The organism is Microbacterium sp. SLBN-154, assembly GCF_006715565.1.
In the GTDB taxonomy this organism is placed as follows: domain Bacteria; phylum Actinomycetota; class Actinomycetes; order Actinomycetales; family Microbacteriaceae; genus Microbacterium.
In genome coordinates this window covers 2,572,103-2,594,079 of record NZ_VFNL01000001.1, presented here as the reverse complement: position 1 = coordinate 2,594,079, position 21,977 = coordinate 2,572,103, and the positions used below count along the sequence as shown (strand labels likewise).

At 70.5% G+C, this 21,977-nt stretch carries 21 protein-coding genes and 1 tRNA gene; 18 read left to right on the top strand and 4 right to left on the bottom strand.

From position 1 onward, the window contains the following. The first annotated feature begins 87 nt into the window (after positions 1–87). From nhaA to hisS, 3 genes are read left to right on the top strand one after another with little or no spacing between them, the layout of a single operon-like run. Entirely contained in the window at positions 88–1,284 is a 1,197-nt protein-coding gene (nhaA, locus tag FBY40_RS12600; protein ID WP_141939148.1) for a Na+/H+ antiporter NhaA, read from the top strand. A gap of 16 nt (positions 1,285–1,300) precedes the next feature. Beyond that, complete coding sequence (locus FBY40_RS12595; RefSeq protein ID WP_141939146.1) at positions 1,301–1,966, top strand: MazG family protein; 666 nt, start codon at positions 1,301–1,303, stop codon at positions 1,964–1,966. Between the two features lie 51 nt (positions 1,967–2,017). After that, positions 2,018–3,298, top strand: a complete 1,281-nt coding sequence (hisS, locus tag FBY40_RS12590; protein ID WP_235015106.1) for a histidine--tRNA ligase — start codon at positions 2,018–2,020, stop codon at positions 3,296–3,298. Here hisS and FBY40_RS12585 read toward each other — a convergent pair whose 3' ends face one another. Then, on the bottom strand, positions 3,299–4,561 hold the full coding sequence (locus tag FBY40_RS12585; RefSeq protein ID WP_141939142.1) for an APC family permease: 1,263 nt from the start codon (positions 4,559–4,561) through the stop codon (positions 3,299–3,301). Between the two features lie 75 nt (positions 4,562–4,636). Here FBY40_RS12585 and FBY40_RS12580 point away from each other — a divergent pair, with 75 nt between their 5' ends. The 13 genes from FBY40_RS12580 to FBY40_RS12520 all read left to right on the top strand — a co-directional run bounded on the left by FBY40_RS12580 (position 4,637) and on the right by FBY40_RS12520 (position 16,790). Then, positions 4,637–5,455, top strand: coding sequence for an SGNH/GDSL hydrolase family protein (locus tag FBY40_RS12580; RefSeq protein WP_141939140.1), 819 nt, complete (start codon positions 4,637–4,639; stop codon positions 5,453–5,455). A 32-nt stretch (positions 5,456–5,487) separates the two neighbouring features. Continuing rightward, positions 5,488–6,156, top strand: a complete 669-nt coding sequence (locus tag FBY40_RS12575; protein WP_141939138.1) for an O-methyltransferase — start codon at positions 5,488–5,490, stop codon at positions 6,154–6,156. 88 nt (positions 6,157–6,244) lie between these two features. Further along, on the top strand, positions 6,245–7,525 hold the full coding sequence (gene eno, locus FBY40_RS12570; RefSeq protein ID WP_141939136.1) for a phosphopyruvate hydratase: 1,281 nt from the start codon (positions 6,245–6,247) through the stop codon (positions 7,523–7,525). 31 nt (positions 7,526–7,556) lie between these two features. Beyond that, on the top strand, positions 7,557–8,066 hold the full coding sequence (locus tag FBY40_RS12565) for a septum formation initiator family protein (protein ID WP_235014865.1): 510 nt from the start codon (positions 7,557–7,559) through the stop codon (positions 8,064–8,066). A gap of 9 nt (positions 8,067–8,075) precedes the next feature. Then, entirely contained in the window at positions 8,076–8,591 is a 516-nt protein-coding gene (locus tag FBY40_RS12560) for a DUF501 domain-containing protein (RefSeq protein WP_141939134.1), read from the top strand. Next, positions 8,588–9,871, top strand: a complete 1,284-nt coding sequence (locus FBY40_RS12555) for a S8 family serine peptidase (RefSeq protein WP_141939132.1) — start codon at positions 8,588–8,590, stop codon at positions 9,869–9,871. The genes FBY40_RS12560 and FBY40_RS12555 overlap by 4 nt, the downstream gene beginning before the upstream one ends. A 21-nt stretch (positions 9,872–9,892) precedes the next feature. Then, a complete protein-coding gene (locus FBY40_RS12550; protein ID WP_141939131.1) occupies positions 9,893–11,317 on the top strand; it encodes an NAD(P)/FAD-dependent oxidoreductase in 1,425 nt (474 codons plus the stop codon). A gap of 29 nt (positions 11,318–11,346) precedes the next feature. Further along, positions 11,347–11,419 (top strand) — tRNA-Leu (locus FBY40_RS12545). 23 nt (positions 11,420–11,442) lie between these two features. After that, on the top strand, positions 11,443–12,684 hold the full coding sequence (locus FBY40_RS12540; RefSeq protein WP_235014861.1) for an alanine racemase: 1,242 nt from the start codon (positions 11,443–11,445) through the stop codon (positions 12,682–12,684). Continuing rightward, positions 12,681–13,988, top strand: coding sequence for a D-arabinono-1,4-lactone oxidase (locus FBY40_RS12535; RefSeq protein WP_141939129.1), 1,308 nt, complete (start codon positions 12,681–12,683; stop codon positions 13,986–13,988). Before FBY40_RS12540 ends, FBY40_RS12535 begins: the two co-directional genes overlap by 4 nt. A gap of 94 nt (positions 13,989–14,082) precedes the next feature. Continuing rightward, positions 14,083–15,051 (top strand): IS481 family transposase, encoded by a 969-nt coding sequence (locus FBY40_RS12530; protein WP_141937126.1) that lies wholly within the window; start codon positions 14,083–14,085, stop codon positions 15,049–15,051. 84 nt (positions 15,052–15,135) lie between these two features. Beyond that, positions 15,136–15,705 (top strand): LemA family protein, encoded by a 570-nt coding sequence (locus FBY40_RS12525; protein WP_124293613.1) that lies wholly within the window; start codon positions 15,136–15,138, stop codon positions 15,703–15,705. Continuing rightward, a complete protein-coding gene (locus FBY40_RS12520; protein ID WP_141939127.1) occupies positions 15,702–16,790 on the top strand; it encodes a DNA glycosylase AlkZ-like family protein in 1,089 nt (362 codons plus the stop codon). The genes FBY40_RS12525 and FBY40_RS12520 overlap by 4 nt, the downstream gene beginning before the upstream one ends. On the opposite strand, the gene FBY40_RS12515 is transcribed toward FBY40_RS12520, so the two are convergent. Both FBY40_RS12515 and FBY40_RS12510 read right to left on the bottom strand, forming a co-directional pair. Continuing rightward, entirely contained in the window at positions 16,787–17,692 is a 906-nt protein-coding gene (locus FBY40_RS12515) for a hypothetical protein (RefSeq protein WP_141939125.1), read from the bottom strand. The genes FBY40_RS12520 and FBY40_RS12515 overlap by 4 nt on opposite strands. 14 nt (positions 17,693–17,706) lie before the next feature. Further along, positions 17,707–18,960 (bottom strand): winged helix-turn-helix domain-containing protein, encoded by a 1,254-nt coding sequence (locus tag FBY40_RS12510; RefSeq protein WP_235014859.1) that lies wholly within the window; start codon positions 18,958–18,960, stop codon positions 17,707–17,709. A 61-nt stretch (positions 18,961–19,021) separates the two neighbouring features. Between FBY40_RS12510 and FBY40_RS12505 the strand changes: the two genes are divergently transcribed. Both FBY40_RS12505 and ilvA read left to right on the top strand, forming a co-directional pair. After that, a complete protein-coding gene (locus FBY40_RS12505; RefSeq protein WP_141939121.1) occupies positions 19,022–20,209 on the top strand; it encodes an AI-2E family transporter in 1,188 nt (395 codons plus the stop codon). Continuing rightward, on the top strand, positions 20,206–21,456 hold the full coding sequence (gene ilvA, locus FBY40_RS12500) for a threonine ammonia-lyase (protein ID WP_235014857.1): 1,251 nt from the start codon (positions 20,206–20,208) through the stop codon (positions 21,454–21,456). Before FBY40_RS12505 ends, ilvA begins: the two co-directional genes overlap by 4 nt. Positions 21,457–21,475: 19 nt before the next feature. On the opposite strand, the gene greA is transcribed toward ilvA, so the two are convergent. Further along, positions 21,476–21,967, bottom strand: coding sequence for a transcription elongation factor GreA (greA, locus tag FBY40_RS12495; protein ID WP_141939119.1), 492 nt, complete (start codon positions 21,965–21,967; stop codon positions 21,476–21,478). Between the last annotated feature and the right edge of the window lie 10 nt (positions 21,968–21,977).

Genomic DNA, 21,977 nt, shown 5'->3' with positions numbered 1-21,977 from the left:
CCCCGGTAGAATCGGAAGCGGTGTGCCGGGAAGCCTGGTCGGCGTACGCCTCAGCGTGCCCGCCAGACACCGACGAAAGGACCGCCTGTGTCCCTGCTGCGCTCTGCCCGCTTTCCCGCCATCGTGCTCCTCGCCGCCGCTGCGGCGGCGCTCATCGTGGCCAACTCCCCGCTCGGCCCCGCCGCCCAAGCGCTGAAGGAGACCTACCTCGGCATCCCCGGCGTGTTCGAGATGTCGGTGGGCCACTGGATCCAGGACGGCCTGTTGGCGGTCTTCTTCTTCGTCGTCGCCGTCGAGCTGCAGTACGAACTCACCAGCGGCGAGTTGAATTCGGCGAAGAAGGCGCTTCAGCCCGCGATCGCCGCCGCGGGCGGTGTCATCATCCCGGTCGCGATCTTCCTTCTCATCGCCGGACGCTCGGATGCCGCCCAGGGGTGGCCGATCCCCACCGCGACCGACATCGCCTTCGCCCTGGGAGTGCTCGCCGTCTTCGGCAAGGGCCTGCCCTCCGGCATCCGGATCTTCCTTCTCGCCCTGGCGATCCTCGATGACATCGTGGGCATCATCTTCATCGCGGTGCTCTTCACCACCGATGTCAACGTCGGCTTCCTCGCCGTCTCCGCCCTGCTGGTGATCGCGTTCGGCTTCCTCAGCCGGCGCCTCGACACCCGCGGCCGGGTCCCGGTCGCGATCGCCCTCATCGTGATCGGTCTGACCACCTGGGTGCTGGTCTACCTCTCGGGCGTCCATGCGACGATCGCCGGCGTGGCGCTCGGCATCGCGATGGCTCAGCAGCCGGCGCTTCGCACGCGCCACGCCCTCGAGCCGTGGGTGAACGGACTCGTCCTGCCGCTGTTCGCCTTCTCGGCCGCACTCGTCGTCATCCCCGCCGTCTCGCCGACCGAGCTCTCGCCGGCCTTCTGGGGCATCCTCGTCGCTCTTCCCGTCGGCAAGATCATCGGCATCTCGGTCTTCAGCTGGATCTCGATGAGGCTGCTGAACCGTGGCGCCACCCCGCCGCTGTCGTTCCTCGACCTCATGGCGGCCGGGGCGCTGGGCGGGATCGGTTTCACCGTGTCGCTGCTGCTGTCCGAACTCGCCTTCGCGGACAGCCCGCTCGTGCGCGACGAGGCGACGCTGGGTGTCCTGGCGGGGTCGGCCGTCTCGATCATCCTCGCGGCGATCCTGGTCGCCCAGCGCGCCCGCCACTATCGTCGGGTCTCTCCCGAGACCGCCGACGAGGAGCTCCCCGAGCCGGCTCGGACGCCGGGAGACATCGCCTGACGCGTAAGGGGTGAGCATGAGCGAGGAAGACGGACTGCGCCGCGCGGCGGAGGTGATGCACGCGGTGCGTGAGCGATGCGCCTGGTCGCGTCAAATCACCCACGACGACCTCGTGCCCTATCTCGTCGAGGAGTCGGCCGAGCTCATCGACGCCGTCGAAGCGGGGTCGCGTGCCGAGCTGCGCGAAGAGCTCGGAGACCTTCTCTGGCAGGTGCTCTTCCACGCCGAGATCGCGTCGGAGGATCAGAACGACCCGTTCGACATCGACGACGTCGCCGCCGCACTCGCCGAGAAGATGGAACGCCGCCACCCGCACGTCTTCGCAGACGCCGTCGCCGAGACGCCGGCGGAGGTGCTCGTGCACTGGAATGCCGCGAAGGCCGCGGAGAAGAGCACGCGGACGAGCGTGCTGGACGGGGTGTCGGAGCGGATGCCGGCGCTCGCCCTCGCGCAGAAGATGCTCGGGAAGGCCGCGCGGGTTCCGGGTCTGACTCCTCCGGCGGTCGGTCCGAGCTCCGCCCCGGTCCCCTCGACCGAGGCGGAGCTCGGCGATGCCCTCCTCGCGCTGGCGGCGCGTGCCCGGGAGCAGGGGTGGGACGCCGATCGGGCGCTCCGCAGCGCCCTGAGGAACCTGGGCGATGGGATCCGCGCCGCCGAGGACGCCGCGCGCGCCGCGTCGTAGGAGACGACCTGGAAGGATGGTCCGGTGCCCACCGTCACCCCGCCGCGCGGCATGCGCGATTTCCTCCCCGCAGACAAGGCCCGACGCGAGCGCGTGCTCCGCACCATCCGCGATCGCTACCGGGTGCACGGATTCGACGAGATCGAAACCCCGGTGATGGAGGATTACGACCGCCTCCACGCCGGAATCGGCGGTGACAACGAGAAGCTCGCCTACAACGTCCTCAAGCGCGGGCTCGACGCCGACGCCATCCGCGCGGCCGCCGAGGACCCTGCATCCCTCACCGATCTGGGTCTGCGCTACGACCTCACCGTGCCTCTGGCGCGCTTCTACGCCAGTCACCGCGCCGAACTGCCGAGCGTCTTCCGAGCCGTGCAGATCGCTCCGGTCTGGCGTGCCGAGCGTCCGCAGAAGGGCCGCTACCGGCAGTTCCTGCAGTGCGACATCGACATCATCGGCGACGCCACCTCGCGTGCCGAGTCGGAGCTGGTGACCGCGACCCTCGACACCCTCGATGCGCTGGGACTGGCGGGCGGTGAGGTCCGCATCAACGACCGTCGGCTGCTGGATGCGATGCTCGAGGCCTTCGGATTCCCCGCCGACGCGCGCGCCGGGGTGCTGATCACCCTCGACAAGCTCGACAAGATCGGCCCCGAGGGTGTCACGGACGAACTGCGCGCGCGTGGGGCCGATGAGGCCGCGGTGACCGCGGTGGCAGCTCACCTCGCCCGTCTGGCCGCGTCCGACGGCGGCTCCGACCATGCCCTCACCGCGTCGGGGATCCGAGCGGCCTTGCCCGACGGGATGCCCGACGAGGTCGTGGCCCACCTCGTGGGCATCGGCGAGGCCGTGGCGGCCGCGCGCGGGGTGAGCGCGGGCAGTGGCGACGTTCCGCTGCGGTTCGATCCGTTCCTGGTCAGGGGAATGGGGTACTACACGGGCACGATCTTCGAGCTGGCCCACCCCGCCGTGTCGTACTCGTTGGGCGGCGGGGGCCGCTACGACGGGATGATCGGGCGATTCCTCGGCCAGGAGGTCCCCGCGGTCGGCTTCTCGCTCGGATTCGAGCGGCTCGTCGACCTCGTCCCCGCCGGAGACGAGACCATGGCCGACGCGGTCGTGCTCGTGCACGATCGCGAGGCGTCGGTCGGAGATCTGCTGACAGTGAAGTCCGCACTCGTCGAGCGCGGCGCGCGCGTGCGTCTCGAGCAGCGGACGAAGAACCTCAAGGCCCTCCTCGAACGTGCCCACGCCGATGGATTCACCGCTTTCGCCGCGGTGGCCGCCGGCGATCGCGACGCCGGAAAGCTCGAGATCAAGCCTCTGGGATGATCACCCGGTGCGACCGACGCGAAGGCGCACGACGCGGGAGATCAGACCGATCGCCAGGACGGCCGCGCCGCCGACGACGCTCTGCCAGGGAAGGCTCAGGGCGAGGATGACGCACCCCGCGACCCCCATCAGCTGCAGCCAGCGCGGGTAGCGGCGCGCGGCCCCGGTCTGGCGGCGGGCGGCCAGGTTCGCCACGAGGTAGTAGGTCAAGACGCCGAACGAGGAGAAGCCGATCGCGCCGCGCAGATCTCCGGTCGAGACCAGCAGCACCACGGCGAGCACGATCAGCAGCTCGGCCCGGTGCGGCACGTGCCACCGGGGATGCACGGCCGAGAGGAAAGACGGCAGGTCCCGCTCCCGCGCCATGGCGAGGGTCGTCCGCCCCACCCCGGCGATGAGGGCGAGAAGAGCACCGAGCGCGGCGGCCGCGGCGCCGATCCGCACGACCGGATCCACCCAGGTCCAGCCTGCGGTCGCGGCCGCCGCCGCGACGGGATCGGATGCCGCGGCGGTCGCCTCGGGGCCGAGCGCGGCCAGGACCGCGACGGCGACGACGGCGTAGATGACCACGACGATCAGGAAGGCCAGGGAGATCGCGCGCGGGATGACGCGTGCGGGGTCGCGGACCTCTTCGCCCATGGTGGCGATGCGGGCGTACCCGGCGAAGGCGAAGAACAGCAGGCCCGCCGACTGCAGGATCCCGTACGGTCCGCCGACGAAGAGCTCCTGCGCCGTGATCGGGGCGGAGGCCGAAGCTCCCGCGGCTCCCGCGGTGGCGGCGATCACCGCGACCGCGAGGCAGAGCAGGACGACGGCCACGATGATGCGGGTCAGCTGCGCCGTCCGGGTGATGCCGAACCAGTTCACCGCGCCGAGCGCGACCACCGCGGCGACGGCGAGGGGCCGCTCCCAGCCGTCGGGGGCGACGTAGGCGGCGAAGGTGAGGGCCATCGCCGCGCAGCTGGCCGTCTTGCCGATGACGAAGCCCCATCCGGCGAGGAACCCCCACCAGTCGTTCAGCTCCTCACGTCCGTAGACGTATGCGCCGCCGGAGGTCGGGTACGCCGCAGCGAGCTGGGCGGACGAGGTCGCATTGGCGTACGCCACGACGCCGGCCAGGACGAGCCCGATGAGAAGGCCCGCGCCCGCTGCCTGGGCTGCGGGCGAGAAGGCGGAGAAGACACCCGCCCCGAGCATCGCGCCGAGCCCGATGAACACCGCGTCGCCGAGCCCCAGCCGTCGGGCGAGAGAGGGGGAGGACACGTCCCGAACCCTACTAAGCCCGGGGCGTCACCCGCTCGTCGCTCTTCGTTCACCAGGCGCCCGTGCAATGACCTCATGACGCCCTCGCGAAGACCCGCTCGCCGCGCCGACGCCGTCACGCCCCTCACCGTCGGCGGGATCGCCGTCCTCCTCGCGGTGACGGTGGGCCTGGCGGCGCCCCCCGCGCTGCGGCGGCAGGCCGCCATCGCGAGGCATCGGATCGGCAAGCCCTTCGGCGAGGAGGCGCGGAACGCCGATCGGGTGTGGCGGCGCCGCATGCACGGCGACCCGATCGATCTGGTCGTCCTCGGCGACTCCATCGCCGCAGGGCTCGGTGCCGAGCGACCGAAGGACACTCTGGGCGCGCGGGTGGCCAGAGGCCTGGGTGCGGCGGTGATGCGCCCGGTGCGACTCCGATCCGTCGCGGTGGTCGGTTCGGAGTCATCCGCTCTTCCCGCCCAGATCGCACGCCTGCCGTCGGATCTGAGCCCCGACCTGGCGATCATCATCGTCGGCGGCAACGACGTCACCCACCGCGTCCCGACCGAGGTCTCCCTCGGCCATCTCGTCGACGCCGTGCGCGCCCTGAGGGCGCGTGGCGCACGCGTGGTGGTGGGGACCTGTCCCGACCTCGGGGCGCTGCGCCCTGTGCCCCAGCCGCTGCGCACGCTCGTCTCGCGCCTGTCGCGTCGGCTCGCCGCGGAGCAGGCCCGCGCCGCGCGTCGGGAGGGTGCGCGCCCGGTCTCGCTGCATGCCGCGGTCGGCCGCCTGTTCGCCCGGGAACCCGAGACGATGTTCAGCGCGGACAGGTTCCACCCGAGCGCGCTCGGCTACCGGCGCACCGCCGAGGCGCTCGTGCCCGCGCTGGTGGCGGAATGGCGGGCTCGTCCTTGACGCGCGGGCCTCGGCGCTTGTTGGCTGGGGGAATGACCCTGCCCACCCCCGACGCGTGGACCCGCGTCGACCGCTATCTCAGCGAAGCCCTCGTCGGCGAAGACACCGCCCTTCGCGAGGCGGTGGTCGACCAGCGAGCCGCGGGACTCCCCGCGATCGAGGTGGCGCCGCTCACCGGGAAGTTCCTCCATCTCATGGTCCGCGTGGCCGGGGCCCGGCGGGTGCTGGAGATCGGCACGCTCGGCGGCTACTCGGCGATCTGGATGGCCCGGGCCCTGCCGGAGGGCGGCTCGGTCACGACCGTCGAGGCCGAGCCCCGCAATGCGGCGGTGGCGCGCGGCAACCTCGCTCGCGCCGGTGTCTCGGACCGGGTGCGCATCGTGGAGGGACGCGGTTCCGACGTCCTGCCGACGCTGGTCGGCGACGGCCCCTTCGACCTGGTCTTCATCGACGCCGACAAAGAGTCCAACACCGTCTACCTCGACTGGGCGGCACGGCTCGGGCGCCCCGGCACCGTCGTGATCGTCGACAACGTCGTGCGCTCGGGGGAGGTGGCGAACCCCGCCAGTGAGAGCCCGCAGGTGCACGGTGTGCGCCGCGGCTTGGAGATGCTCGCCCGCGACCCGCGCTTCGACGCCACCGCCCTGCAGACCCTCGACGCCAAGGGATGGGACGGCTTGGCGCTCGCCGTCGTGGTGTGAACCCGGGTCACTAGACTCGGGGGCGGACCGACGACGCTCCACCGTTCCATCGGGCGCAGGACGCCCTCCACGAGCAAGGAGACACCCCGTGGCATCAATCGAGGCTGTAGGCGCGCGCGAGATCCTGGATTCGCGCGGCAACCCGACCGTCGAGGTGGAGGTGCTGCTCGATGACGGCATCGTGCAGCGCGCGGCCGTGCCCTCCGGCGCGTCCACCGGAGCGTTCGAGGCGTACGAGCTGCGCGACGGCGACAAGAGCCGCTACGGGGGCAAGGGCGTGCTGAAGGCCGTCGCCGCCGTCATCGACGAGCTCGGCCCGGCGATCGAGGGCGTCGACGCGAGCGAGCAGCGCATCATCGACGAGATCCTCATCGAGACCGATGGCACCGAGAACAAGTCCCGCACGGGAGCCAACGCCATCCTCGGCGTCAGCCTTGCGGTGGCCAAGGCCGCCGCCGACAGCGCCGATCTGCCGCTGTTCCGCTACCTGGGCGGCCCCAACGCCCACCTGCTGCCCGTGCCGCTGTTCAACGTCATCAACGGTGGCGAGCACGCCGACAACGGCATCGACTTCCAGGAGTTCTTCCTCGCGCCCATCGGCGCAGACACGTACGCCGAATCGCTGCGCTGGGGCACGGAGGTCTATCACGTGCTGAAGGGCGAGCTCAAGAGCGCCGGCTTCGCCACCGGTCTCGGCGACGAGGGGGGCTTCGCACCTGATCTGCCGAGCAACCGCGAGGGCCTGGACTTCCTCATCCGCGCCATCGAGAAGGCCGGCTTCACCCCCGGTGCCGACATCGCCGTGGGCCTGGACGTGGCAGCGACCGAGTTCTTCTCGGACGGCGTCTACACCGTCGAGGGCAAGGCGTGGAGCGTCGACGAGCTGATCTCGTACTTCACCGACCTCGTGGCCAACTACCCGATCGTCACCATCGAGGACGCTCTGGCCGAGGACGACTGGGACGGCTGGAAGAGCCTCACCGACGCGATCGGTTCGAAGGTGCAGCTGGTCGGCGACGACCTGTTCGTCACCAACCCCGCCCGCCTCGCCGACGGCATCTCGCGCGGCGTCGCGAACGCGCTCCTGGTGAAGGTCAACCAGATCGGCACCCTGTCCGAGACGCTCGACGCCATCGCCTTGGCCACCCGGTCGGGCTACGCGTCGATGCTCTCGCACCGCTCGGGCGAGACCGAGGACACCACCATCGCCGACCTGGCGGTGGCCGTGAACGCCGGTCAGATCAAGACCGGCGCGCCCGCTCGCAGCGAGCGCGTCGCGAAATACAATCAGCTTCTGCGCATCGAGGAGGAGCTGGGCGACGCCGCGGAGTTCGCCGGCCGCTCCGCCTTCCCCCGCTACCGGGGCTGACGCGCGACCGATCGTCGACGAAGGGGGAGCCGTGAGTGCACGTTCGGCTCCCCCTTCGGCGTCCCCGGCGACCAGACGCCGGCGGACGGGGCGCCGACGCGCAGACGGCCGCGTCGACGTGCGCGGCTGGCTCGGCGGCATCCGGCTCTCGGGGTTCATGGTGATCATGCTGGGCCTGGTGGTGCTCGCCGCCTTCGTCCTCGTGCCGACGATGGGGACGTACCTCGATCAGCGCCGGCAGATCGCCGCTCTGGAGCAGTCGGTGGAGCTCACGCGAGAGCAGATCGAAGAACTCGAGTCCGAGCGCGAGCGCTGGAGCGATCCCGCCTACATCACGACCGAGGCCCGCGAGCGCCTGTACTACGTGCGCCCCGGCGAGGTGGTCTACCTGGTCGACAACGATCTGCCGCCCGAAGATGTCCCGCAGGAGCAGGGTGCGGTCAGCGACGAGGTCGAGCGCACCCGAACCGACTGGATGTCGCAGCTCCTGCGCTCGGTCACCGAGGCCGGCCTCGCGACCACCGTCACCGACCCCGGGTAGCCTGTCGGGGTGACGAGGCCACCCTTTCCGCCCGTGGGCGACACCGACCTGGCGGTGCTCCAGCGTCAGCTGGGACGCCCGGCGCGCGGTGTGCTGGGCATCGCCGCGCGATGTGTCTGCGGCAACCCCACCGTCGTCGCCACCGCACCGAGGCTCCCCGACGGGACCCCCTTCCCCACGTTCTACTACCTCACGCATCCCGCCGCGACCGCCGCCATGTCTGCGCTGGAGGCCGGCCAGGTCATGCCCGAGCTGCTCGCTCAGCTGCAGGCCGACCCCGAAGGCCCCGAGGCCTACCGGCGTGCGCACGAGCAGTACCTCGCCGATCGCGCGCAGTTCGGCGAGGTCGCCGAGATCGCCGGGATCTCGGCCGGTGGCATGCCCACGAGGGTGAAGTGCCTGCACGCGCTGGCGGCACACGCGCTGGCAGCCGGACCCGGTGTGAATCCGGTGGGCGATGCCGCACTGGCTCTCGCGACCTGGTCGCCGGAGGTGTGCGCGTGTCCGCGGGAGGAGAGCGGATGATCCGCCGCGGCCGCGCAGGGATGATCGGTGTGCTCGTCGCCGGGCTGGTCGGGGGACTGGTGACCCCCGCCGCCGCGGCCGCGCCCACGCCCGACGCCGCCGCTGATCCCGTGCGGGCCGCGGAGTACTGGCTCGATGACTACGGCATCCGCGACGCGTGGCGCACGACTCGTGGTGAGGGATCCCGCATCGCCATCATCGATACCGGCATCGGACGCGGACCGGTCGAGTTCGCCGGAGCGGTCGTCGGCGGCACGGATGTGTCCGACATCGGCGCGCCCGACGGCCGGCTGCCGGTCGGCGCGGTCGACGGCAATCACGGCAGCTGGGTCGCCTCGCTCGCCGCTGCGCGCGGGACGGGCCCGGACACGGGCATGATCGGCGTCGCACCCGGGGCTGAACTGCTGTCGGTGTCGATCGGGGTCGGGAACTCCTCTCCCGTGCCGTTCGTCGATCAGATCGCCGAAGCCGTCCGCTGGTCGGTTGACAACGGCGCAGACGTCATCAATCTCTCCCTCACTACGAACACTCCCGACTGGGACCGCAGTTGGGATGAGGCATTCCTCTACGCCTTCGACAACGACGTGGTGGTGGTCGTGGCCGCCGGGAACCGCGGCACCGGTACGACGCGCGTGGGAGCCCCGGCGACGATCCCGGGGGTTCTCGCCGTCGGGGGCGTCGATCCCGACGGCCGTGCCAGCGTCGAGGCCTCCACGCAGGGGATCACCATCGGCGTCGCCGCCCCCAGTGAGAACCTCCTCGGCATCTCCGCCGACGGCCGAGTGGTGTCGTGGAACGGCACCAGTGGAGCGGCGCCCATCGTGGCAGGGGTCGCAGCACTGGTGCGCTCGGCATATCCCGAGCTCGACGCGGCCAACGTGATCAACCGCATCATCTCCACCGCGCGACCGGTTCCGGGGGTGTCCGTCCCCGATCCTCTCTACGGGTTCGGCCTCGTCGACGCCGCCGCGGCGCTGAGCGCGACGGTGCCCGATGTGGCGCAGAATCCGCTCGGCGACCTCCGCGAGTGGGTGCGTCTCTACCGTCGAGCCGAGAGCGCTCCGGAGCCGCAGCCCACCCCGAGCACCGTGGAGGTGCCGCCGCTGCCTCCGGCCGACGCCGCGGGCCCTCCGGGATCGCCGTTCCTGCCGACGGCGCAGACCCTGCTGTACGGCACCCTGCCGCTCGGGGCGCTGACCGTCGGGGCTATACTGGTGGCGCTCGGCGTCACCGCTGCTGTCCGACGCGTCCGATTGGCGTCCCGCGCGCCGAGCCGTTGATCTAGGGGAGTACTCCACATCGTGACCCACACCGCGCACAGGATCCTCATTGTCGGTGGCGGATACGCAGGCTTCTACACGGCGTGGAAGCTGGAAAAGCGTCTGCGCCGCGGCGAGGCCGAGGTGACGATCGTCGATCCGCTGGCCTACATGACGTATCAGCCGTTCCTGCCCGAGGTGGCCGCCGGTTCGATCGAGGCTCGGCACTCGGTGGTCCCCCTGCGACGACACCTGAAGCGCACCCGGATCGTCGCGGCGAAGGTCACCGCAATCGATCACGCCCACAAGACGGCGACGATCACGCCGATCGCCGGGGAGCCGTACCAGCAGGAGTACGACCAGATCGTCGTCACCGCCGGCGCGGTCTCGCGCACCTTCCCCATCCCGGGCATCGCCGATCACGCGATCGGGCTGAAGACGATCGAGGAGGCCGTCGCGATCCGCGACCGCCTGCTGACCAACTTCGACAAGGCGGCGGCGCTCCCGCCCGGTCCCGAGCGCGAGCGACTGCTCACCGTCGTCGTGGTCGGCGGCGGCTTTGCCGGAATCGAGGTCTTCGCCGAACTGCGGTCCTTCGCCTCGTCGCTCGTGGCGAAGTACCCCGAACTCACCTTCGACGAGACGCACTTCCACCTCATCGAGGCGATGGGGCGCATCATGCCCGAGGTCTCGTTGAAGACCAGCGAGTGGGTTCTGAAGGACCTGGCCAAGCGGGGCGCGTTCGTCCACCTCGACACCCAGGTCACGAGCGCCGTCGACGGCGACGTCGAGCTGTCCACCGGAGAGGTCATCCCTGCCGACCTCATCGTCTGGACGGCCGGTGTCATGGCCAACCCGACGGTCGTCCGCGGGGGCGATCTCCCGGTCGAGGAGCGTGGACGCATCCGCACCCGCGCCGATCTCCGCGTGGGAACGAACGACGAGATCGTCGAGGGTGCGTGGGCAGCGGGCGACGTCGCGGCTGTGCCGGATCTCTCCGGTGGCGGCGTCGGCGGCTACTGCGTGCCGAACGCCCAGCACGCCGTGCGACAGGGGAAGCTCCTGTCCAAGAACATCACCGCGGTGCTGCGCGGCGAGGACCCTGTCGATTACTTCCACAAGAACCTCGGTGCGGTCGCGGGTCTGGGTCTGTACAACGGGGCCTTCCAATCGGGGAACATCGCGATCAAGGGTTTCCTCGCGTGGCTCGCTCACCGCGGATACCACGGTCTGGCCATGCCGACCTGGGAGCGCAAGCTCCGCGTGGTCGCCGGCTGGCTGGGCAACGTCGTCCTCGGGCGCGACATGGCCAATCTCGAAGCGGTGCAGACCCCGCGTGCGGCGTTCGAGGAGTTCGCGGCGCGCCCGCGGCCTGCTCAGCCCGCGGTGACGCCGCCGCAGACGCCTCGTGACGCCGGGGCCGACGCCGACGCTCCCGAGAAGTCGAAGGTCGCCGCCGGGCGCTGACGCTAAGGTGACGGGTGTCGCAGGACGGCGCCCCCGTAGCCCAATGGCAGAGGCAGGCGACTTAAAATCGCTTCAGTGTGGGTTCGAGTCCCACCGGGGGTACGCATCTGCGCGAGGATGAGCCAGTGACGATCGATCTCCTGGCGCGCGACGCCACAGCGAACCCGTCGAGCGAGCGCTGGCGTGCGCCGGCGCGGTACTGGACGGAGATGTCGGCGGCGACCGCCCATCTGCCGGCACCGCTCGCCGCGATCGATCGGCAGGCGCTGTCGTTCAACGCCCTCGACATGGTGGTGCGCGCAGGAGGCGTTCCCATTCGGGTGGCGAGCAAGTCCATCCGCGTGCGAGAGGTGCTCGATGCGGTTCTGCGGCTCCCCGGTTACCGCGGGGTCCTGGCCTTCACACTGGCCGAAGCCCTCTGGCTGAGTCCGGACCACGATGACATCGTGCTGGGCTATCCCACGGTCGACCGGGAGGGTCTCGCGCGCCTGGCGGCAGACGATCAGGCCGCCGCGCGGATCACCCTCATGGTCGACGACCCCGCTCAGCTCGACCTCATCGATGCGATCGCCCCGCCGCGCGCCCGTCCCGAGCTGCGGGTGGCGATCGACGTGGACGCTTCCTGGCGTGCCCCGGGGCTCGGTCACATCGGTGTGCACCGCTCCCCCCTTCACACGGCGCAGGAAGCAGTGGGCTTCGCCCGGCTCATCGCCGAGCGGCCGGGCTTCCGCCTGGCAGGACTGATGATGTACGAGGCCCAGATCGCCGGCCAGCCGGATGCGGCCGGTGCCGGCGAGGGAGTCATCCGCTGGATGCAGCGCCGGTCCGCGGCGGAGCTGCGCGAGCGCCGTGCCGAGGTCGTCGAACGGGTCCGTGAGGTCGCGCACCTCGACTTCGTCAACGGGGGAGGGACGGGATCCTTGGAGTCGACGGCCGCCGATCCGGCCGTCACCGAGCTGACGGCGGGGAGCGGGCTCCTCGCGGGTCACCTCTTCGACGGTTACCGCTCCTTCGACCCCGCCCCGGCAGCAGCTTTCGCGCTCGACGTGGTGCGCATACCCGCACCCGGCGTCGCGACGGTCCTCGGCGGAGGGTGGGTCGCCTCCGGTCCCGCCGCCCCCTCACGACTTCCGCGCCCTGTCTGGCCGGCGGGCCTGCGTCACCTGCTTCACGAGGGTGCGGGGGAGGTCCAGACACCTCTTCGCGGGCCGGCCGCCGCGCACCTGGCCGTCGGTGATCGAGTGTGGTTCCGTCATGCCAAAAGCGGAGAACTGGCCGAGCGGGTGGAGAAGTTCGTCCTCGTGTCGGACGGGGGGATCGTGGCCGAGATGCCGACGTACCGCGGCGAAGGGAAGGCCTTCCTGTGACCCGCCCGGGGGCGGTCTGGCGCAACTGGGGGCGCACGGCGCAGGCGAAACCGGTGCGCGCCGAGTTCCCGGCCACAGCCGAGGCCGTCGAGCGCGCGGTCGGCGCGGCCGCCCGACGAGGCCTGCGGATCAAGCCGGTCGGTTCTGGGCACAGCTTCTCGGGCATCGCCGTCGCACCCGACGTCCTGCTGGACCTGTCCGCGCTGTCGGGCATCGTCTCGATCGACCGCGAGACCAGGCAGGTGACCCTGGGAGCGGGCACGTCCCTGCACCAGGTTCCGCGCCTTCTCGCCCGTCACGGCCTCGCCATGGAGAACCTCGGCGACATCGATCGGCAGACCATCGCCGGCGCGATCTCGACCGGCACCCACGGCACCGGCATCGCGTTCGGCGGGCTCGCGACCCAGATCGTCGGCGCCACGATCGTCACCGGTACCGGTGAGACCCGGCGGATCGCGGAGGATGATCCCGTGCTCGCCGCGGTGTCGCTCGGGCTCGGAGCGCTGGGCGTCCTCGTCGATGTGACGGTGCAGTGCGTCCCCGCCTTCCATCTCGAGGCCGTGGAACGCCCCGAGCCGCTCGACGATGTCGTCGCCGGACTCCAGGAACGAGCTCAGGCGGCAGACCACTTCGAGTTCTACTGGTTCCCGCACACCGAGGTGGCACTGACCAAGACCAATCGGCGACTTCCTGAGACGACACCGCGACGCCCGCTGCCGCGCGTCGGCAGGTTCGTCGACGAAACGGTGCTCGCGAACGGGGTCTATCGCGGCATGTGCGCCGTCGGCGCGGCTCTCCCGCCGGTCATCCCGTCCTTTTCCCGCCTGGCCACACGGGTCACCGGCGACCGCACGTATCTCGACCGCTCGCACCGCGTCTTCACCCAGAGGCGGGGCGTGCGCTTCCGCGAGATGGAGTACGCCCTTCCCGCCGACAATGTGGCACGGGCATTCGCCGAGGTGCGTTCCCTCATCGCGGCCGAGAGGTGGCGGATCTCCTTCCCCCTCGAGGTGCGCTTCGCCTCCGGGGACGACCGCTGGCTGTCGACCGCATACGGCAGAGCGACGGGCTACATCGCCGTCCACCGCTACTTCCGGGAGGACCCGACGGCGTACTTCGCCGCCGTCGAGGAGATCATGCTCGCGCACGGTGGGCGTCCGCACTGGGGCAAACTCCATACGCTCGGTGCCGACGCCCTGAGGGAGCGGTATCCCCGATTCGACGACTTCCTCGAGCTGCGTCGTGCCTTCGACCCGGACGGCCTGTTCCGCAACGAGTATCTGGACCGTGTGCTGGGGCTCTAGGTGTACTGACCCGGATCGTTGTTGACGTAGGAGAGACCTCCGGGGTCGAGTTGGAGCTGTCTAGTTCTTCAGCTCGAACGCACGGAGGTCTCTCGTGTCTCACGCTAATGCCCGGCTGACTCCGGCTGGCAGGTTGATCATGGTCCAGCGCATCGAATCGGGGCGTGCGGTCGCGCATGTCGCGGCGGAGATGGGGATCTCGCGGACGACGGCGTGGCGGTGGTGGCGCAGGTTCCGCGAATCGGGACCGGCGGGTCTGATCGACCGTTCCAGCGTCGCCCGATCGCATCCCGCCCGCACGGGGCCGTGCGTGGAAACACGTGTGCGGATCGTGCGAGCGTTGACCAGGCGGGGGCCGGTGTTCATCGCGGGCCGGCTCGGGATGCAGCCCTCAACCGTCGGCCGAGTGTTACGCCGACACGGAATGCCGTTGCTGCGCGAGGTCGACCCGGTAACCGGGGCGGTGATCCGAGCGGTCCGACGCTCCCCCCGACGCTACGAGCACGCCCGTCCTGGCTCTCTGGTTCACCTCGACGTGAAGAAGCTCGGTCGCATCCCCGACGGCGGTGGATGGCGCGCCCACGGTCGCAGCGAGCAGGTCCGCGGACGCGGCATCGGCTACGACTACGTTCACACCGCCATCGACGATCACTCCCGCCTCGCCTACGCCGAGGTCCACGACGACGAAAAGGGTGCCACCGCCGCGGGCTTCCTCGAACGCGCTGTCGCGTTCTACGCCCGACTCGGCGTCACCGTCGAGCGTGTGATCACCGACAACGCCTTCGCATACCGCAACTCGAACGCATTCCGAGACACCCTCGCCGCGCACGGCATCACGCAGAAATTCATCCGCCCCCACTGCCCCTGGACGAACGGCAAAGTCGAGCGCCTGAACCGCACCCTCGCCACCGAATGGGCCTACGCCCGCCCCTTCACCTCAAACGATCACAGAGCGGCAGCCTTGCCCGCCTGGCTGGACTACTACAACCTAGACAGGCACCACCTCGGCATCGGCGGCATCCCCATCGACCGAATCAACAACGGTCGAGGTCAGTACACCTAGGCCTGTGAGGTCGCCGCACAGCCTGGGGAGCGGATCGGGAGACCGTTAGGATTGTCAACACTGACCTGGAACGGAGACCCCGGTATGTGGGAATGGCTCATCCCCGTCCTGATCGTCGTCGCACTGGTCGTCATCGCAGGGATCTACCTGTGGGCGACCTACAACTCGCTGGTTCAGCTGAACGTGCGCGTCGATGAGGCCTGGAGCGACATCACCGTCCAGCTGAAGCGCCGCGCCGATCTGCTGCCCAATCTCATCGAGGCGGTGAAGGGGTACGCCGCACACGAGAAGGCGGTGTTCGAGAACGTGACCCGGGCGCGCGCCGAGACCCTCTCCGCGGGCGGTCCCGCCGAGGCGGGCGTGGCGGAAGGTCACATGCAGCAGGCGCTGCGTTCGCTCTTCGCGGTCGCTGAGGCCTACCCGCAGCTGCAGGCGAGCCAGAACTTCCTGCAGCTGCAGCAGTCGATCGTCGACACCGAGGACAAGATCCAGGCATCGCGGCGCTTCTACAACGGCGGCGTCCGCGAGCTGAACACCAAGATCAAGGTGTTCCCCAACAACCTGTTCGCCCGCAATCTCGGGTTCGACGAGCGTGAGTTCTTCGAAGTCGTCGATGGCGCCGCGATCTCGGAGCCTCCGCGCGTTCAGTTTTGACCCCGGTTCCGACCCTGTCGCGCCGCGAGGCGGCACGCATCGCCGTGCGCGCGCAGCTGCTCACCGCGCATCGTCCCGGGGACATCGTCGAGACCGTCCAATCCCTCACCGTCCTGCCGATCGACCCGACGGCCGCGATCGCCCCGAGCGCCGACCTGATCCTGTGGAGCCGTATCGGGTGGCCCTACGAGCCTGCCGATTTCCGCCGCCTGTTCCATCACGATCGCGTGATCTTCGAATGGGGCGGGTTCTTCCGGCCGATGAGCGACCTCCCACTGTTCCTCCCGCAGATGCGCCGCGGTCCGCGTTCGGCCGCCGCCCGCGACTGGCTCGCGGCGAATGATCGCTTCCGTCGCGACATCCTGGGTCGACTCCGGGATGACGGGCCGCTGCGTCCCGTCGACATCGATGACACCGCCGCGGTGCCGTGGCGATCGACGGGATGGACGAATGATCGCAACGTCCTGCAGATGCTGGAGATCCTCACCGAGTGCGCCGAGGTGGCCGTCGATCACCGTGACGCCAAGGGCAGATGGTTCGACCTGGCCGAGCGCGTCTATCCGGCGGTGGCGCCGGTGACCGACGACGAGGCCGCACGCGGGCGCGCCGAGCGGCGGCTGTCGGCGCTGGGGATCGCGAGACGAAAGGGCGTGGCGCAGCCTGGGGAGCCGGTCGATGTCGGTGACGTCGGGGTCGAGGCGGTCGTCGAGGGCGTTGAGGGGCGCTGGCGCGTCGATCCGGTGCTCCTCGACGCCGGCGGCGAGTCCCCGCGGACGGCGCTCCTCTCACCCCACGACCGTCTCGTCTTCGATCGCGTGCGGCTGCGGGAGCTCTTCGGTTTCGACTACGTCCTGGAGATGTACAAGCCGGCCGCATCGAGGCGCTGGGGCTATTTCGCGCTTCCGATCCTCTCCGGGCATCGGCTCGTCGGAAAGCTCGACGCCGCCCTCGATCGCCGCGCTGGCATGCTGCGCATCAACGCCGTGCACGAAGACGAGCCCTTCACCGCCCCGGTATCCGAGGCGGTCGACGCCGAGATCGACGACCTGGCGCGATGGCTCGGCGTCGAGGTGTCGCGACCCTAGAGAACGCCGAGCCGGATCTGGGCTCCGGTGACGGTGATCGTTCCTCGCACGGTCCACGCGTCATCGCGATAGGTCGCCGACGCAGGGGAGCCGTCTCGGCCGGTCCCGCTCGCCGTGGCGACAACGACGCCCCCGGTGGCGGCGAAACCGCCCTCCTCGGTCAGCTGCACCTCGGGCAGTCGCTCGATGCGGTACGCGATGCGCTCGAGGACCGCGAGGTCGGCCGCCCACGGCACGCGAAGACCGCAATCGTCTGCCACGGCGGACGCCGGCTGAGTGCAGGCGTTCAGGTGATCGGCGACGGCCTCGCGGACGGCGTCGAGAGCTGCGCTGTTATAGGTCGCCTGCACAGCGACCGTGTGCTCTTCGCCCGGGATGACCGAGACGGACGCCGATCCGTCGAGGTAGTCGCGCGGAGCGGCGGTGAGGTCGTAGGTCCCGGGGAAGAGCCGGACCTCCCCTGCGGGGACCACCGCCTCTCCGATCGTGACGCTGTCTCCGAGGTCGGTGCTGATGTCCACGCGGCCGAGCGCGTCCTCACCGACCAGCCACCCGTCCGAGGTCTGTGTGAGAGGGAGGCGTGCCTCACGGACGTCGCCCGCCAGGACGAAGGAGACATCGGCCTCCGCCGTGTCGCCGTCGATGCGCACCTCGCGCACGGACGGCTCCGACGGTCTTTCGACCGCGCCGCCGACGTCGAGGGCATCGACTTCCCGGCTCATCGCCGCCCGCGCGGCATCCTCATCACCCTCGGCGATCGCGGCCAGCCATGTTCGCGCCACCGCTTCGGGACCATCGTCTCGCGATCCCGCCCATGTCAGGACGCCGGCCACGCCCACGATGATCACGACCGCTGCTGCGACCACGATCGTGACCATGCGGGCACGACGCGGTCCTGTCATCCTCCCACGCTAGGTCATCCGGACGCGGGGCCGGCTGCATGCCGGGACGCGCGGGGGAGTGCCGCAGCCAGCTGGTCGACGGCGTCTCCCCAGCGTGAGACGGAGATGTGCTCCAGCCCCTGCCACATCGCCGCCTGGCCCAGCTCCTCCGCCACGCGCTCCACGACGGCGGGTGCGGGCTCGCGCTCCCACCACGCGGACTGCACCCGCAGCGTCTGCGTCGGGCGGTCGGCCTTCAGATCGACCCTCGCGACGATCGCATCGTCGACGAGGACCGGAAGCGAGTAGTACCCGAACCGTCGTCGAGCCGCCGGGGTGTAGATCTCGATGCGGTAGGCGAAGTCGAACAGCCGCTCCGCGCGGTCACGGAACCACACCATCGGGTCGAACGGGGTGAGGATCGCGCCGGCCTCCACCCGTCGCGGGACCCTGGCGTCGCGGTGGAGCCACGCCGGTGTCGGGCGGCCCGCTGTCGTCCATCCCGCGACCGTCACAGGGATGAGTTCCCCCTGATCGACGAGGTCGGCGACTGCGGCGAGGATCGCGCCGCGATCCCTGATGCGCCAGTAGTCGGCGAGGTCCGCGGCGGTCGCCACGCCGTACGCCCGCGCGGCACGACGCACCAGCTCTCGGATGGCGTCGAGCCTCGGCACCTCCCGGCCGGCGAGGTCCGCACCCAGGACGTCGACGGCGAGGCCGTAGCGTCGCTCGAAGCCGCGTCGCCCGGCGATGGCCACCTCGCCGAAGAGCCACAGAAACTCCAGCGCCTCTTTCACGACGTCCCACTCCCACCAGCCGCCGCGCGGTGAGCGACGCGCATCGCGCTCGATCTCGGCCGGACGCAGGGGCCCGCGCTCAGCAAGCTCGCCGCGGACCCAGTCGACGACGTCCCGGTGCCGCGAGACCCATCCATCGGGGGCGTGCTCGTACTTCTGCCGAAGCTCCGCCATCCGGAACGCGAAGAGCGGGCGGTCGGCGGCCTCGACGAAGGCTGCGACGTGCGCCCAGTACTCGACGTAGCGCGGACGGCGGGCGAACAGCAGGCGGTCGAGGTCCGTCGTGTCGTACGGACCGAGCCGGGAGAACAGGGGGAGATAGTGCGATCGGGCGAAGACGTTGACGGAGTCGATCTGGAGCACCGACATCCTGCGCAGTGCGTCGTTCAGCTGGCGCGTGCCGACGCGGGCGGGGCGCGCGCGGTGGAGACCCTGTGCGGCCACCGCGACCCGACGTGCTTCGGCGGCGCTGAGGTGTTCTCGAGGCGTCACGGCGGCCACACTAGACCCGGGCCCCGACATCCGAGGCGGGGAGCGGTTCTAGACTTGCCGAATGGCCGGATCAGACGAGCGCGAGTCGCTGTGGAGCGCCCTGCGCGACCGGACACGTGTGGTGTCGACGGAACTGTCGGGATCGCTGCCACGCGGCCTCCGACTGGCCGCAGCCTACTCGTGGCGACTCCTGGTCATCGCCGCCGCGGCGGGCGTGGTGATCTGGCTCGTCATCCAGCTGAAGCTGCTGGTGGTCCCCCTGCTCATCGCCATCCTCGTCACCGCCCTGCTCTGGCCATTCTTCAGTTGGATGCTGCGCCACCGCGTCCCGCGATGGCTCGCGATCGTGATCGCGGTGGTCACCACGCTCGCCGTGGTGTCCGGACTTCTGTGGGTCGTGGTCTGGCAGATCACGCGCGAGTTCGGACGGGTTCAGGCCCGGACCGTCGACGCCGTGGCCGCCTTCCGGCAGTACCTCATCGACGGTCCGCTCCACCTGTCCGCTCAGCAGATCGACGACCTGCTGAATCAGGTCGGCGCCCTGGTGCAGGAACAGGCCTCGCTGCTGTGGTCGGGGGCCCTCGCGATCGGGACGACCCTCGGTCATGTCGTGACGGGGGCGCTCCTGGCGCTGTTCATCCTGCTCACGCTTCTCGCCGACGGCGGCGGGATCTGGCGCTGGACCACCCGCCTCCTGCCCAAGGCCGCGCGTGTCCCGGTGGACGGAGCCGCTCGTGCGGGCTGGGTGACGCTGGTCAACTACGCCCGGACGCAGCTGCTGGTGGCGACGATCGATGCGATCGGCATCGGCCTGGGCGCGCTGCTGCTGGGTGTGCCGCTCGCCGTTCCGATCGCGGTCCTGGTCTTCCTCGGCGCCTTCGTGCCGATCGTCGGGGCGGTCGTGACCGGAGCGGTGGCCGTTTTCGTCGCCCTCGTCTACAACGGTCCGCTCATCGCCCTGTGGATGCTCATCGTCGTCCTCGGCGTGCAGCAGCTCGAAGGACACGTGCTGCAGCCTCTTCTCATGGGTGCGGCGGTCAAAGTCCATCCCCTCGCCGTGGTGCTCGTCGTCGCCGGCGGAGCGATGATCGCCGGCATCCCGGGTGCGCTCTTCGCCGTTCCGCTGGCCGCTTTCGTCAATGTGGTCGTGCTCTACCTCGGCTCCCGCGGGTGGGAGACGGGTGGACGACCGCCGCCGGAAGACCTCATCTGGAGCACCGTCCCCCGTCGAAGGAGAACCCCCGCGTGAGCATCCCGACGATCGCCGCCTCCGGCATTCCGACGCTCGCTGAGTTCGAGGACGCCGCAGCCGCCCTCCGCGGCGTGGCCGCACACACTCCGCTGGAGGAGTCGCAGCACCTCACCGACGTCCTGGGCGTTCCGACGTACCTGAAGCTGGAGAACCTGCAGCGCACGGGCTCGTTCAAGATCCGCGGCGCCACCTACCGCCTCTCGAGACTGACCGAGGAAGAGCGCGCCCGCGGCGTCGTGGCGGCCTCCGCCGGCAATCACGCCCAGGGCGTGGCCCTGGCCGCCCAGAAGCTCGGGATCCCGGCCACCATCTTCATGCCGCTGGGCGTTCCGGTGCCGAAGCTCCTGGCCACCCGGGGCTACGGTGCCGACGTCGTCCTCGAAGGGGAGACGGTGGAGACGCCGCTGCGGTTGGCGGCGGAGTTCGCGGAACGGACCGGCGCGGTCCTCATCCACCCGTTCGACCATCGCGACATCATCCTCGGGCAGGGAACGCTGGGGCTCGAACTGCACCACGATCTGCCTGACGTCGAGACCGTGGTGGTCTGCGTCGGCGGCGGGGGGCTCATCGCCGGCGTCGCCGCCGCCATGAAGGCCCGCGCGGCCGCGGAGGGCCGTCGCATCCGCATCATCGGGGTGCAGGCCGAGAACGCGGCAGGGTATCCGCCGTCGCTGGCCGCGGGGCATCCGGTCATCGCGCCGTCGCGGCCGACGATCGCCGACGGCATCGCCGTGGCGCGCCCCGGCGACCTCCCGTTCGCGATGATCCGCGAACTCGTCGATGAGATCGTCACGGTGACCGACGACGACATCGCGCGCGCCATCCTCGTTCTGCTCGAGCGGGCCAAGCAGGTCGTCGAGCCCGGGGGTGCGGCCGGTGTCGCCGCGATCCTGGCGGGGAAGATCCGTTCCGCAGGTCCGACGATCGCCATCCTCTCGGGCGGCAACATCGATCCGCTGCTGCTCCAGCGCGTCGTCGCCCACGGGCTGGCCGCCTCGGGGCGCTACATGACCCTGCGCATCCCTCTTCCCGACCGCCCCGGCCAGCTCGCGCGGGTCTCCGACGTCCTCGCCCAGGCGGGCGCGAACGTCATCGAGGTGCTGCACACGCGGCACGGACAGGGGCTGCAGATCAGCGAAGTGATCCTCCAGCTGAGCGTGGAGACGCGGGGAGAAGATCACCGCGCCCACGTGATGAAGATGCTCACCGACGCGGGCTTCGCCCCGACGATCGCCGTCGACTAGGGCCGGACGGCGGAGGGGCTCACTGCCCCGAGTACGTCTCGACCTTGAGGATCTCCACCGCGATCTCGCGTCCGTTGGGCGCGGTGTAGGTGGTCTTCTCGCCCTCCTTCAGACCCAGGATCGCCGCGCCGAGCGGCGAGGCTTCGCTGTAGACGTCGAGCTCGGAGCCCGCGGCGATCTCGCGGTTGCCGAGGAGGAAGACCTCCTCGCCGCCGGCGACGACCGCCGTCACGACGGTTCCGGATTCGACCACACCGGTGCTCTGCGGGGCATCGCCGACCTTGGCGTCCTTGAGCAGCTGCTGGAGCGTGCGGATACGGGCCTCCTGCTTGCCCTGCTCGTCCTTGGCCGCGTGGTATCCGCCGTTCTCCTTGAGGTCGCCCTCTTCGCGCGCAGCTTCGATGCGCTTGGCGATCTCTTCGCGGCCGGTGGTCGAGAGGTGCTCGAGCTCGGCGGCGAGACGGTCGTAGGCGTCCTGGGTCAGGAAGGTCACCGGGGCTTCGCCAGTCACGTTCGTCTCC